12 protein-coding genes and 2 pseudogenes are annotated in these 13,964 nt (G+C 38.1%); 10 read left to right on the top strand and 4 right to left on the bottom strand.

Going from position 1 to position 13,964, the window contains the following annotated elements; translation table 11 throughout:
* Positions 1–189: 189 nt before the first annotated feature.
* The 3 genes from MHZ92_RS15505 to MHZ92_RS15495 all read left to right on the top strand — a co-directional run bounded on the left by MHZ92_RS15505 (position 190) and on the right by MHZ92_RS15495 (position 2,355).
* Positions 190–969, top strand: a complete 780-nt coding sequence (locus MHZ92_RS15505; RefSeq protein WP_239432628.1) for an FRG domain-containing protein — start codon at positions 190–192, stop codon at positions 967–969.
* Positions 970–982: 13 nt separating this feature from the next.
* On the top strand, positions 983–2,086 hold the full coding sequence (locus MHZ92_RS15500) for a DUF262 domain-containing protein (RefSeq protein ID WP_239432627.1): 1,104 nt from the start codon (positions 983–985) through the stop codon (positions 2,084–2,086).
* Positions 2,087–2,172: 86 nt separating this feature from the next.
* Positions 2,173–2,355, top strand: coding sequence for a hypothetical protein (locus MHZ92_RS15495; RefSeq protein ID WP_239432626.1), 183 nt, complete (start codon positions 2,173–2,175; stop codon positions 2,353–2,355).
* Positions 2,356–2,759: 404 nt separating this feature from the next.
* On the opposite strand, the gene MHZ92_RS15490 is transcribed toward MHZ92_RS15495, so the two are convergent.
* The gene (locus tag MHZ92_RS15490; protein WP_239432625.1) at positions 2,760–3,299 is read right to left on the bottom strand and encodes a hydrolase; all 540 of its coding nucleotides are present in this window, start codon (positions 3,297–3,299) and stop codon (positions 2,760–2,762) included.
* 440 nt (positions 3,300–3,739) lie between these two features.
* Between MHZ92_RS15490 and MHZ92_RS15485 the strand changes: the two genes are divergently transcribed.
* The 3 genes from MHZ92_RS15485 to MHZ92_RS15475 all read left to right on the top strand — a co-directional run bounded on the left by MHZ92_RS15485 (position 3,740) and on the right by MHZ92_RS15475 (position 7,189).
* Complete coding sequence (locus tag MHZ92_RS15485) at positions 3,740–4,720, top strand: TAXI family TRAP transporter solute-binding subunit (RefSeq protein ID WP_239432624.1); 981 nt, start codon at positions 3,740–3,742, stop codon at positions 4,718–4,720.
* A 124-nt stretch (positions 4,721–4,844) separates the two neighbouring features.
* Entirely contained in the window at positions 4,845–5,183 is a 339-nt protein-coding gene (locus tag MHZ92_RS15480; RefSeq protein ID WP_239432623.1) for a DUF1850 domain-containing protein, read from the top strand.
* Positions 5,180–7,189 carry a TRAP transporter permease gene (locus MHZ92_RS15475; protein WP_239432622.1) on the top strand — a complete coding sequence of 670 codons (2,010 nt, stop codon included), beginning with the start codon at positions 5,180–5,182 and terminating at the stop codon, positions 7,187–7,189. The genes MHZ92_RS15480 and MHZ92_RS15475 overlap by 4 nt, the downstream gene beginning before the upstream one ends.
* A gap of 153 nt (positions 7,190–7,342) precedes the next feature.
* Here MHZ92_RS15475 and MHZ92_RS15470 read toward each other — a convergent pair.
* Both MHZ92_RS15470 and MHZ92_RS15465 read right to left on the bottom strand, forming a co-directional pair.
* A pseudogene (locus tag MHZ92_RS15470) lies at positions 7,343–7,468 on the bottom strand (dihydrofolate reductase family protein); the annotation flags it as partial.
* Between the two features lie 203 nt (positions 7,469–7,671).
* A complete protein-coding gene (locus tag MHZ92_RS15465; protein ID WP_239432621.1) occupies positions 7,672–8,850 on the bottom strand; it encodes an aminotransferase class I/II-fold pyridoxal phosphate-dependent enzyme in 1,179 nt (392 codons plus the stop codon).
* Positions 8,851–8,955: 105 nt separating this feature from the next.
* Here MHZ92_RS15465 and MHZ92_RS15460 point away from each other — a divergent pair.
* Positions 8,956–9,144, top strand: a pseudogene (locus MHZ92_RS15460) (low specificity L-threonine aldolase); the annotation flags it as partial.
* Positions 9,145–9,269: 125 nt separating this feature from the next.
* Here MHZ92_RS15460 and MHZ92_RS15455 read toward each other — a convergent pair.
* Complete coding sequence (locus tag MHZ92_RS15455; RefSeq protein ID WP_239432620.1) at positions 9,270–9,890, bottom strand: hydrolase; 621 nt, start codon at positions 9,888–9,890, stop codon at positions 9,270–9,272.
* A 169-nt stretch (positions 9,891–10,059) separates the two neighbouring features.
* On the opposite strand from MHZ92_RS15455, the gene MHZ92_RS15450 reads away from it, so the two are divergent.
* From MHZ92_RS15450 to MHZ92_RS15440, 3 genes are all read left to right on the top strand, one after another.
* Positions 10,060–11,307, top strand: a complete 1,248-nt coding sequence (locus MHZ92_RS15450; protein ID WP_239432619.1) for an MFS transporter — start codon at positions 10,060–10,062, stop codon at positions 11,305–11,307.
* A 197-nt stretch (positions 11,308–11,504) separates the two neighbouring features.
* A complete protein-coding gene (gene murA / locus MHZ92_RS15445) occupies positions 11,505–12,812 on the top strand; it encodes a UDP-N-acetylglucosamine 1-carboxyvinyltransferase (protein WP_239432618.1) in 1,308 nt (435 codons plus the stop codon).
* Positions 12,813–13,015: 203 nt separating this feature from the next.
* Positions 13,016–13,756 (top strand): YwqG family protein, encoded by a 741-nt coding sequence (locus MHZ92_RS15440; RefSeq protein ID WP_239432617.1) that lies wholly within the window; start codon positions 13,016–13,018, stop codon positions 13,754–13,756.
* Positions 13,757–13,964 lie beyond the last annotated feature (208 nt).

Genomic DNA, 13,964 nt, shown 5'->3' with positions numbered 1-13,964 from the left:
TCATTTATCTACATTTCAATATAGTTGGGGAACTTCTATGGTAACAAAACTCTTATTTAGTGAAGCCTTTTAATTATATTATTCTATTCATAAGAATTTAATTTTGGGATAAATGTAAATACTTGTAGTAATATTTAGGTTTATTGATATAATTTTACTGAACACTATTTTAGGCTGGGAGGGCTATGTTTGGAAGCAAAGAGTGTATCGGAATATTTAACTTATATAAATACATTATTTGAAACAGAAAGTATAGAAAAGTTATGGTATAGAGGACAGGGAAAATTAAATGTTCGTTATAAATTACTACCATCAATTTATAGGAGTTCAACGACTAATAATGTAGAGTATGATTTATTTCAAAGATTTAAAGCCAAGGCAGTTCCATTTTTAAAATACAAGCCGGCAACTGAGTGGGATTGGTTATTTTTAATGCAACATTATGGGGTACCAACACGCTTACTTGATTGGACTGAAGATGCTTTAATTGCTTTAGCTTTTGCTGTAGAAAAACGTAAAACCGAAGACGCGAATGAGGAGGATGCATGTGTCTGGATTTTGAATCCATTTAAATTAAATCAACAGTTTAATGCATTTGAAGATTATCAATTTATACCAAATATTGAAGAACAATTGATAGTCGATAATTTTAAAATGTTACCTGCAAGGGAGATGACTATTGGAAGGCCGATGCATAGATTAGAACATCCTATAGCTGTTATAGGTTCAATGAATAGCGATAGAATAATAGCTCAAAAGGGTGTTTTTACTTTATTTCCTCAGCCTTTTAACAATGTAACATCACTTGAAGAAAGTAAGAATAACGAAGAATTTTTATATAAGATTGTTATAAAAAAAGAACATATAGATATTATAAAGCAAGAACTAATTAGATTTGGAATTACTGAAAATAGTCTTTATCCAAGTATGGATTCAATAGCTTTAGAAATTAATCGAGATTTGGGATAAGGAGGGGTTGTTAATGTTTTACACAAAAAAAGTAAGTACATCTATTTACGAATGGTATGTAAAGGATAAACAGCAACAGATAGATTTTAACCCGTCATATCAAAGAGTAAGTGGTCTCTGGTCAGAACAAAGTAAACAACTCTTGATTGATAGTATTTTTAATATGTATGACCTTCCTAAATTCTATATTGCTTATTTTTTCTCTAAAGGTAATGTGCTTAACAATAAAGAATACTTATACGCAATAATTGATGGAAAACAAAGGTTTCATGCTATATTTGAATTTTTAGATGATGCTTTTCCAACGAGTAAGGAGTTTGTTTTATACGATTATCCAGATTTCAACGTAAGTAATAAAAAATATTCTCAAATAACTTTCGAATATCCTGAACTTAAAAGTTTTTTTGAGAATTATATGCTAGATATCGTCTTAGTAGAAACAGATGAGAAAGATAGAATAGAAGAACTTTTTTTACGTTTAAACGAAGGAAAGCATCTAACTAACGCAGAAAAAAGATATGCTATTAATGGATTTTTGAATAACGAAATTAAACAAATTATAGGGAAAAATGAGTTTTTCGACAAACTTGAATTTAGGGATAAGAGGTTTGATTATTATGATTTAGCTCTTAAATTATTTCTAATATTCGAAAATAAATTCGAGCCGATTGCTTTGAATAAAAGTAATTTGGATAATTTAGTGAATGATTTTAAAGAGCAGACGAGTGACCTAGCGAATTTAGTTGAATTGTATGATTTAAAATTGAAAGAGTTCAGTAATTTACTTGAAGGTACAAAAGGACTTCTAAATACAAAGACAAATATACCAATTTATTATCTTTTTTTCTTCAATAATACAAATGTTTCCTTAGGGAAAGCAAAAGATTTTTTGTATAAATTTGAAGAATTGCGAAAGATAAATCGGATTGAGAAAGAAGATTCTGCGAAAAATGAAGTTCTGCTTGAGTATGATAGACTCAATCAACAAGGAACTACAAGCAAAGAATCTTTAGAAAATAGGTTAAAAATTATTGAAGCGAGCTATCTGTTATATTTAAACGATGAATTAGATTCGGATTTGAATTTTAAATTAGAATTAAATATTGATATTGACTAGAACAATATATTGGTTGCTTTAGAATCAGCAATTATAACTAAACCAGTTGTAGAAGTGATTAGAAAGAACCATCCCTTAATTATTCATTGTCCAATGACGGGATGGGGCATCCGCTGTTCGGGAAGCTGAATAAACGCGACGTTCCGATAAATGCGCTACTTGTTACTCTCGGATTTGCACTTCTTTCCTTGCTTACTAGTTTCATTGCGGAGACCACACTCTTTGTCGTTCTTCTATCAGTCAGTGGAATCGGGGGGACGATCACGTAGATGGCTATCGCGATCTCCCAATATCGTTTCCGGAAGCAGTATGTGTAAGATGGAGGAAAGCCTGAAGATCTGAAGTTCCGGGTTCGTCTGTTTCCATTCGTACCGATCCTTTGTATCGCCATTTGTGCATCGTTATTCGTTATCGCCGCAGTCGATCCGACGCAGCGGGTGTCACTGGCTTTAGGGTTCGGTTTTATCGGGTTGTGTTATTTGTATTATTATTTGAGGTATACGCGAAAGAGGAATACTGTTCTTTCTCAGTAAGAAGGAAAGGGATATTCGAATGGGACAGTTTCAGAATTAAATCTAATAAATGCTTCTCCAAAACGCTCCGGCATTGGGAATACCTCCCTTAGCGCCGGAGCGAGTTCAAATTAATACACTATATCAGAAAGAAATAAGTGCTACTTTATTATTTTCAAGACTTTTTTAAATTCCTTCGCATCAGCCGTTTCCAACAATTCATATATCGCCATTTCAACGCTTGTGCCTAGAATGCCAAGTCCTTTCATCTTCTCAAATCCAAGTTGTTTATTTGCCAGCGTGCGGGAAGATACGGCGTCTTCAACAACTTGCACCTCAAAGTTCGATTCTTTTAGATCGGCAGCCGTTTGGTAGACGCATATATGCGTTTCGATGCCCGCAATTAGGATTTGCTGTCTTTGTGTTGATCGGAGCGCGTTCATGAATGCCTCTGTTTTACATGCGCTAAATGTCATTTTAGGTATCGGCGCAAGTCCTTCTAATTGATCCGCAACTTCTTCTACAGTCGGTCCCAATCCTTCTGGATACTGTTCGAGCCAAATAATCGGAACATCCAAAATCCGCAAGCAGCTGATCAGCTTCCTCAAATTATCGATTAACCCCTCACTGTCATGTACAATCCTAGCCAGTTTCCCTTGAACATCCACTAATACAAAAACCGTTTGATCTTTTGTGAACATCTGAAATTCCAGCCCCCTTTATTAATTTAAGTATAATTGTTTGATTGTTCTCTATTTAATCATATCATGTTTCATCATTATATTCTTTAGCCCAAGCGATTCTTGTACGTTAAGGACAATAAAACCCTTCCACTGGCAGCATGAAAATGTCCTTGAAATACATCTAATCAACCAGCTTGTCCAACACTCCCTTGTAGTACCCTGGTAAATTACGAACGACCTTCTTCTTTGTTGCCATAACTGTGATCATCAATGCGCGATACGCAAACTCCTCAAACTCATGATGATCTTCTTTCTTGATACGATATTTACTTCATCCAAGTTGTGTTTTATATCAAATTATGTAGAATATTAAGTAATGTAAGGGATTACATTTTTTCTGTTCAAATGATAGACTAGCATTATGCCATTTTTATTTTTTAAATCATAGGAGGAATAACATGAAGAAAAAACTAACATTGGTCTCAGGTATTGCTCTTGCCTTGATGCTTGCAGCATGTAATTCGGATGGGAAAACTGAGACATCAAAAGAAACAGACGCTACAGGATTGGATACAAACATTGTCACAATTGCAACTGGGGGCGCAAGTGGTCCTTATAATATCATTGCAACGACGCTCGCAGACAAATATACAAGTTTGTATGATGTCAATTCAAGAACCCAAACAACAGGTGCTTCTGTTGAAAACATTAACTTAATGGAACAAGGTAAAGTTGAAATGGCTTTTGTGATGAGTGATGCTTTGTCACAAGCGATTAATGGAGAAGTGAGCTTCTCTGCACCTGCCAAAAATGTATCTCAAATAGCGACTTTGTATCCGAACGTTGTACAGATCATTGCAAAGAAAGGTTCAGGCATTGAAACGATCGAGGATTTGAAAGGTAAACGCGTTGCTGTCGGGGACCAAAACTCAGGTGTTGAAATCAATGCACGAAACCTCCTGAATGGTCATGGCATTACATATGATGACTTGAAGGTGGATTACTTAGGGTATGCAGAAGCCTCGGACGGACTTTCAGCAGGAACGATTGATGCAGCGTTTCTAACAAGTGGTCTTCCAAACGCTTCTGTACTGGAATTATCTGAAACAGTTGGCGTTGACCTTGTTACAATTACCCCTGAAAATGTAGAAGAAATTGCTAAAGATCATCCGTACTTTATTTCATATGAAATTCCAGCAGGAACATACGGAAACGAAGAAGCTCTCATGACAGCTGCTGTGCCAAATGCACTCATTGTACGTACGGATATGAGTGACGATGACGTCTATAACTTAACGAAAGCATTCTTTGAAAATCTGCCTACTTTGCAAAACTCTCATCAGGCTGCGAAAGAAATTACCTTGGAATTGGCACAAGAAAGTCTAATTGCGCCGCTTCATCCGGGTGCAAAACGTTACTATGATGAGCAAAAGAAATAAGAGAATAATAATGGGGGGAGGGGGAGTCCTCGCCCTCCTTTTCTTATCAACTTTAGTCCGTTTTTCAGTTATTTCTTTTGATATGAATGGAGATTTATATTGGACATTTGAGGATGAATTTCAATTGAAGTGGATTCACTCAGTTGAAAAAGAAGAGTGGATAGAAAACTATGAAATAAAAGAAGGTAATCTTCTTCTTTCCACAACGTATTTCAAAACATTTGGAGCAGGTGTTCCAAGCTCAGGTAAACTTGTGGAACATAAAAACGGATATGTTGGGATGGAGATTGACATGGTTTATCCAATTCTTCATTTAGCTGTTTCTGAAAATGTGAAAAGTACGCTCGTCTTGAATGATCGAAGTATTCCGCTTTATGAGCTTGTGGATGATTATGAGACAGTCATCATATCAATTGAACCATATTCCGTCTGGGAATTACTAACAAAGGGGGAACACCTATGACAGAAAAACAAAAAAAACCTCTAGTTGTAGAGGAGATATCTGAACAAGAAATTCAAGCTGTTTTAGAAAAATATGATACAGATTCAACCGTTCGAAAACCAAAAGCAAAAAAATTGGTGATCATGATTGCGGTTTTAGGAATCATGTATTCGTTATTCCATTTATACACAACCTTCAATCCGCTCCCGACGCTCCTGCAACGTTCGGTTCACTTGCTCTTTGCAATGGGTTTTGTGTTTCTTCTGTATCCGGCGTATAAAAAACAAAAAAGAGACCGGATTCCGTTTTATGACTGGATTTTATTTTTCTTATGTATCGTTTCATGTGGATATTTATTCGTGGAATACCAAGCCCTAATGACCGAAAGAGGCGGAATTCCGAATACGATGGATATCTTTATGTCGATTCTAACTGTTTTATTAGTTCTAGAAACAGCAAGACGTGTAACAGGATGGATTTTGCCGTTATTGGCACTTGTTTTCTTATCTTATCCATTCTTTAGTCACCAAAGTTGGCTTCCGAGAATTATGATGACACGCCAGTTTGATTTGGGCGATATTTTTGGACAAATGTACTTAAAAACGGAAGGTCTTTTCTCAACTGCTATCGGAGCGTCTGTTCAATTTATTTTCTTATTTATTTTGTTCGGAGCATTCTTATCAAAGTCAGGTATGGGACAATTCTTTAATGATTTAGCATTAGCGCTTGCAGGACATAAACAGGGTGGACCCGCAAAAGTAGCCGTTATCTCCAGTGCATTTATGGGAAGTATTAATGGTTCAGCAGTTGCAAACGTGGTTGGAACAGGTGCATTTACCATTCCGCTCATGAAAAGAATTGGCTATGATAAAAACTTTGCTGGAGCCGTTGAAGCGAGTTCTTCTATCGGTGGACAAATTCTGCCTCCAGTCATGGGAGCTGCTGCCTTCATTATGGCTGAGACAACGGGGATCAGTTATACAACGATTGCGATTGCTGCAGCCATTCCAGCTCTTTTATTCTTCTTAGGCGTATTAATGCAAGTTCATTTTAGAGCAGGTCGTTCTAATTTGAAAGGAATTCCAAAACCAGACCTTCCGCGTGTGAAAGAAGTGTTAAAAGAAGGCGGGCACTTGATGATTCCGCTTGTAGGCCTTGTTTACTTGCTTGGTTCAGGGATGCCTGTTGCACATGCTGCGTTTTGGACCATTGTCATGACGGTTGTCGTTGCAGGTCTTCGAAAAAACACACGCATGTCGATTAAAGACATTTTGTTTGCACTTGAAGACGGTACAAGACAATCCATCTCAACAGTTATCGCTTGTGGACTCGTCGGGATCATCATTGGCGTTGTAAACTTAACAAGTTTCGGTTCAACGCTTACATCTGCTATTATGACATTGGGTGCAGGAAGTTTGGCATTAACACTTATACTAACGATGTTTGCGTCCATTGTGCTTGGAATGGGTTTACCGTCCATCCCTGCTTACATCATCACAGCAACAATGGTTGCACCAGCTTTGGCTGAGTTTGGAATTCATATTTTGATTGCACATATGTTTGTCTTCTATTTTGGTATTTTTGCAAACATTACGCCGCCTGTGGCACTTGCTTCTTTTGCCGCGTCAGGACTTTCAGGCGGAAGTCCGATGGTAACATCGATGATGTCGGTAAGACTTGCTTTAGCAGGGTTCATTGTACCGTTTATATTCGTCTATGAACCAGCATTGATGATGATTGACCCTAGTGGACTTCCAATGAATGCCACAAGCTTCCCATTTGCATCGGTAGGAGCCATTTTAGCAGTTGCCTTCTCTTCAACCCTCGGAGTGATTGGGCTTGGTGCTGCTGTTGAAGGGTACTTCTCATCAGAGCTTAATATCCTTACTCGAATTGTTTTAGGAATTGGAGCGATTTTGCTTATTATTCCTGAGCCGATTACTGATATCACGGGGACGATAATTGTTCTCGGTATCTTCGGAGTTAACTACTGGCAAGCAAAAAAGAAATCAATAGCCATTGTTTAAAAAAGACGCCAAGTGGCGTCTTTTTTTATTTTAGATTTCTAGGTGAAAAATACAAAACCGTTTCCAATCATTAAAGCAAGATGATTGGAGACGGCTTTTTCTTGAACTGGAAGTAGAAGTACATGCATCATGTACGGGCAGTTACGTTTCTGTTTAATCCCGTTTGGTATGATAAATTAGTTGAACAACACCTGAAGAGAAAGATCTTGTGGCAATCAATTCTAAATCAAGCTGTTTTTTAATGTCAGTAAACAATGCCTTTCCTTCTCCTAAAACAACTGAACTTCACCTGCCGTCGGTTATAAAACCTATCAAGCAACCCGAACATCGTCGTCTATCCACGGCCACTCGGTCCCGCAAAAGCGACCATTAAACCAGGTTGCGCTTCATGATTGTATTGGCCGTTCATGCGTCGCTCTTCAAGCAGAAAAGGTTAGAAAAGCCACAGAAGTACATGTCCTTTCTAACCTTTTTCACATTCGTTATTTAGCGTCTACAATACCTTTTAGTGTGCTTAATTGCTCAACTGCTTTTTGAAGTGCTTCCGCATTTTGGATAAGTGCCAATCGGACATAACCTGCACCTTCAGAACCGAAGATACTCCCTGGCACCATGACGACACCGCATTGATCGATTGCTTTGAAGACAAATTCCTTATCATCCATGTCAAACGGATATTTTGCCCAAACGAACATGCCGCCCTTTGAAGGCGTTGCAGTCCAACCAATCTCGGCTAAACCATTCATTAACACATGATGGCGTTCCGAAAAAACGTTCCGCAGACGATCCGTAATCTCCTCTGCATGATCGAGCGCTGTTGCAGCCGCTTCTTGTATCGGTCCAAACGTCCCATAATCCAAATTCGATTTTAACTCTTTAAAGATACGAATAATCTCGGCGTTACCGACTAGATAAGCAATTCGTGCACCTGCAAGGCTGAAACTTTTGGATAGGGAATTGATTTCCACTCCGACTTCCATTGCCCCTGGCGTCGACAGGAAACTTGTCGGAGAATCGCCAGTGAAATAATACTCCGAATACGCCGCGTCATGGAGAACAATAACATTATATTTCTTGGCAAACGCAACAACTTTATCAAAAAACTGTACGTCTGGCAAAGCTGGAACCGGATTTCCCGGCAAATTCAAAATGATCATCTTTGCCTGTTGTGCAACATCTTCTGGAATTTCATCCAAATTGGGCAAGAAGCCGTTTTCTGCACGCAATGGCATTTCGTACGGCACCGCACCCGCCAGTTTGATGCCCGCTTCGTATGCGACATAGGCGGGATTCGTTGTCAGCACGATATCCCCTTCATTGCAAAAGGCTAACGGAAGATGAACGAGTCCTTCCTGGGAACCCATTGTTTGTAGGACTTCCGTTACCGGATCTAGCTTGATGCCGGAGCGTCTTTTATAATAATTGGCGACAGCTTCATGGAACCGTTTTGTGCCGCCAAGTGTATAGCCGTATGTATTTGCTTGAGCGCTTTGTTCCGATAGTACACGTCTCACTTTTTCGTCCGGCGGAAGATCCGGGCTCCCAAGACTTAAATCGATCAGTTCAGTGCCAGTCGCTTTTTTAGCCGCGGCTGCTGCTTTCAAGTCTGCAAAAATAGCGGGTTCAAAAATGGACATTTTTAACGAAGGTTCGATCTTCAATGGAAAGCACTCCTTGTTTGTGGAAAATTAATTTTAAAGAGTATTTTATCACAAACTAAGTATCACTTGCAAAGAGGCGTTTGTTGAAAAAAGTATTCATTAAGATATGATTCCAAAACAAATCAACGGTTACCCATTTTACCGAATGATGTGTTGAGTAAATTGAGCAAGAACTATTCTTTTTCCTTTTGGGAAAAAGTTGATGATACGCAAAGTGTAGTGAGATTTTGTACGAGCTGGGCTACAAAAAAGGAACATGTTGAAAAACTGATTGAGGATATTAGGAATATATAAAAGTTAAAAAGTTGGAGATTAGGTCAGATTCGATCTGCCTAAAGCTCCAACTTTTTTTATTTTTATCACATATGATGAATTGTCAATATTCCCTGCACACAGGTATTTTTATAATCAATCAAAAGTTAATGTACTATTGATCGCAACTTCTTCATTTCTACAACACCTTTATCAACAGACGTCTCTATGTATCCGACGATTTGATCAAAGGTAAAAACAAGAAGTTTCTCGTTTAAAACGTGGTCTTCATCATACTCCATATCCCCAATGACAGAAGGTAGGAATTCCATTACTTCCTTGGAGGATACTTCTTCTAAATCTGTGACGGTTGGAATATGGGAAAGACTATTTTTCAGCTCGTCCTTAAGCTCATAGTACTCCAGCAATTTTCCGTTAAGCAGCTGAAAGTCATTATGATAGCGTTTGAATAAGTCATGATCAGCCTCCATTCTGTTCTTAAGCCATGGAAGGTAAAAGCCCTTAAGCCAAATGTTATCTGCTATTAAATGTGTAAAGTAGCCTAATACATAAAGATTTTCAGCTTCCTCTTGGTATTTCTCCCAGAAAGCCATATAATCAACGTATCTTGAATAGTCTTGCAAGTCTCCCGCAAAGAAGTGGGATGTATCCTTGGATGAAACGGCGTCAGGAGCTACACCACCAATCAGAAAGGGAACCTTATCTTCTATCGACAGCTTCTCCGCTATTTTATGTGCAATGATTACATGCATAATTCTTGAACCCATAGTGATCCTCCTATTATCGTGAATTTTTCGAATTAATGCTAAATGTCCTGGCAATTTCTATCGTAAACTACTAATATGAATCTGTAAAATTGATGTATTGCCCATACGCGAATTTTACTTCCATAGGGCAATACATCTAAACCAATGCCTCAATTAGGAGTGATCAGCATTGTCCGAATCAAATAAAGGGGAAAGTAAATTTCCTGTAAGTATCATTGTTGCATTGGTTACTGCTATAAGTCTTTTAGGAGATTCAATGCTATATATTGCATTGCCTTTATATTGGAAAGAGGCAGGTCTTGACTCCATTTGGCAGGTTGGTGTGCTTCTATCAATTAACCGTTTTATCCGATTGCCTTTTAACCCGCTTGTCGGATGGCTTTATAATAAGATTTCCCTTAAGACTGGGTTAGTGATCGCAATCATATTAGGTAGTCTCACGACATTAGGATACGGATTGTTGAACGGGTTTATTGCCTGGATCATTTTACGCAGTGCTTGGGGAATTGCTTGGTCGTTTTTCAGAATCGGAGGTCTATCCATTGTGGCCTTTGATACAGAAAAGGCCAATAGGGGCAAAGCAATTGGTCTTTACAATGGATTATATCGATTAGGCAGCTTAGTTGGTATGTTAGTAGGTGGACTGCTCGTCCCAATTATAGGATTAAGTACCGTTTCGATTATTTTTGGTTGTCTTACTCTGTTAGGACTACCTATAATTTTATTGTATGTTAATACAAATTCCTTGATGGATAAGGAGCAGGATAACAAGGCTCTTATTGTCAAAGAACGATTTGTTAGCAGACTTAAACAGGGCAGAGGAATGATCATTTTTACTGGTTTCTGTATCGCTCTGCTTATTCAAGGGGTTTTCACCTCAACACTAAGTTCTTTAATTGAGCATAACCATGGAGAAAGTGTCGTATTATTTGGGGCTGTGATGAGTGTTACTTTCCTTACTGGAATTATTTTATCGGCACGATGGATATGGGAACCGTTTTTAGGAGCACGTTTTGGGATTTGGTCTGATGGAGCCAAAGGAAGAGTGCCTCTACTAGTTCTATCATTACTATTTGCAGGGTTGACGTTTGGAATAATTTCTAATGAACTTCCACTCGTTGTTATGATTTTCATTACTTTCTTAGTGATGGTTGCAGCTACATCACTTACAACCATTGTTGATGCAATTGCTTTGGACGTTTCCAAAAACACAAATGTCGTTTCATTCCTTACCACTTATACAATAGCGCAAGATCTTGGTGCATCTATAGGTCCTTTTATTAGTTTCATGATTTTTGGTTTAGCAAACGGATTCAACTACGTTTACTGGGGTGGAGCAAGTATATTTTTGTTCCTAGCAATCCTTTGGTCAATCAGCTATAGAAGAGAAAGAAGATTAATTTTACATACATTATAAAGAAATTTCTATAAGATTATAAATTCGTAAATTAAATGCACTGTTGGCTATTATTTGATAATATTGTAGGTATTGAAGGAAAATTAATATAAAACACATTAGACATTTTGTTTATGCTCTATATAGGTAGATTGCCATCTATTTTTACAGCAATTCTATTTTTAATCTTTGGCCATTCAAAATAGGGAGTGAAAGTATTGAAAGCTATTCACGTAGAATATTCACCGAACATTAACGGTGTTGTACAAATTCCAGGCTCCAAAAATAGCTCATTGGCTCTACTTGCGGCGGCTTGTCTTTCCGATGAAACAGTAACCTTTCAAGGAATACCAAATATAGCAGATTTCCGCGTTATTTGTGAAATGGGCGAAGAAGTTGGTTTGAAGATTAGACGTCAACTATCTGGGGATGTTTTCATTGATCCGAGAATGATATCCTCTACCGATTTCGATCCTAAGAAGTCTTCTTCTTTTAGGACTGCTTATTACTTTATAGGTGCACTACTTGCGAAATATGGAAAAGTATCAGTAGGGTATCCTGGTGGCGATGATTTTGTCAGTCGGCCAATGGATCAGCACATTAAGGCGTTAGAAATGATGGGTGCTACATTTACATATCATAAAGATTACTATGAGGTAGAGACAAAAGGATTACATGGTTCAACTATTTATTTTGATACGATCACTTCTGGTGCAACGATAAATGCAATGTTAGCAGCAGTAAGGGCTAAGGGTAAGACGGTTCTGCTGAATGCTGCGCGTGACCCTGAGGTTATCGATACAGCAATTTTTCTAAAAACAATTGGTGCAAACATAAGTGGTGCTGGAACAGACACGATTCGTATTACAGGAGTAGATCAGTTAAGTGGAGGAACGCATCGTGTAATTCCAGATCGGTTGATAGCTGGTTCATTCTTAATTGCAGCTGGTGTAGCCGGGGGGAGTGTAACGGTGACAGATGTGATCCCGGAGCATCTAGGATCCTGTATTGCGAAGCTCGAAGAAATTGGAGTGGAGATAGATGTACAGGATAACTCGATTACTGCAAGTTCAACAGGAAAGCTTGCTGCCTCCCGTATTCGAACAGGCATGTATCCAGGCTTTGCAACAGACTTACAGCAACCGATGACCACCTTATTTACTCAAGCTTCAGGGAAAAGTATTGTAGCGGAAAAGATTTATCCGAATCGTTTTCAACATGTCGGTCAACTGAGAAAAATGGGAGCGGACATTCGCGTACGGTCGGGAGTTGCCTTTGTTAAAGGAAAAAGCAATTTAATGGGTACGATCGTTTCTGCTTCAGATATTCGTGCTGGTATTTCATTGATTCTTGCAGGCATGGCTGCAGAAGGCACTACTTCCATTACAGGCGTTGAACATATTGAACGTGGTTACGAAGATGTCGTAAAAGCTTTTCGATCCTTAGGAGTTCGGATTAGAAAAGAAGATATAAACAATAGATTTGATAACCAGTTTTATGAAATTCAAAAGCGATGCGTAAAGTAATGGATAAAGTCTTGTAAACAAAATTCAATTCACAATAGAAAACGATAAAAACCGGTTCCAATCATTAAGGAAGATGATTAGAGCCGGTTTTTATGCTCGAACCTCGGGGTAAATGAGTGGCCGATTGGAGAGGTAAACCTGCGAATCCAATTACTCTGGAACAGCCCGACTATAAGCGATAAATTAGAATGGGAGGACTTACAATGATGAAATACGAAATTCCTAAGCTTTTAAAAGAACATGAAAACCTAATTAAAGGCACTTTTAGGTATAGTAATGAGATCAGTTTTAAGCGTGAAGAAACAAAACCTTGGGATAGTAAATTAGGGGGATGTCCATATTTGGAAGACAGTAAGGATTATCCAACCGATGAAGATGGAAAACCTATGTTGTTTTTAGCGCAAATTAATCTGGCAGACCTTGAAAATATAGTTGAATTACCGGAAAAGGGATTACTGCAATTTTTTGTTGCAAACGATGATCTGTATGGATTGGAAGACCCTGTTCTAGTAAGATACATTGAAATTTATGAAGAAAATGAAGAACGTTTAGTAAAGAAACATCCTTATGAAAATGAAGAATATAGCATGAATCTTCCTTTTTCACACAGCGGAAAAATGTATTTTACATCAAGGGAGATGCCTATGTCTTCTTCATTAGATCTATTTCGAGAAACTTTTGCGAATAAGCTATCAGAAGTAGAATATGAGAAACTGAGCGATGATTGCTATAGTTGTGATAGCAGAATTGGCGGTTATCCCTATTTTGTTCAGAATGACGATATCGGTTTTGGTGATGACGAATTTCTTCTATTGCAACTGGATATCGATGAGAAATGCGGCATTATGTTTGGGGATTCGGGGAATTGTGTTTTCTCTATTCCAAAAGACGCTTTGAAAAATAGGGATTTTTCAAAAGTAGTGTATGATTGGCAATGTTGCTAGTGAGATACCAGTTGGATTATACAGTTTGTCGATCCAGGTGGGGAGGTCATTAAGATTCGAGCCGACGGAATCTGTCTTGGATGTCTAGGCAGAAATTGAACGTATCTTGCCCCTTCCAACTTTAGCTTGATTAGTAAATATGGATACTAGAAAAGCCAATCATGTACGTGTTTGATTGGCTTCTTGTTGTTTGGAGAATTTACCTAAA

Origin of the sequence: Sporosarcina sp. ACRSL (genome assembly GCF_022346605.1) — a bacterium.
Classification (GTDB): Bacteria; Bacillota; Bacilli; order Bacillales_A; family Planococcaceae; genus Sporosarcina.
The sequence above is the reverse complement of the archived record's forward strand: the minus strand, read 5'-3'. Positions and strand labels throughout refer to the sequence as shown.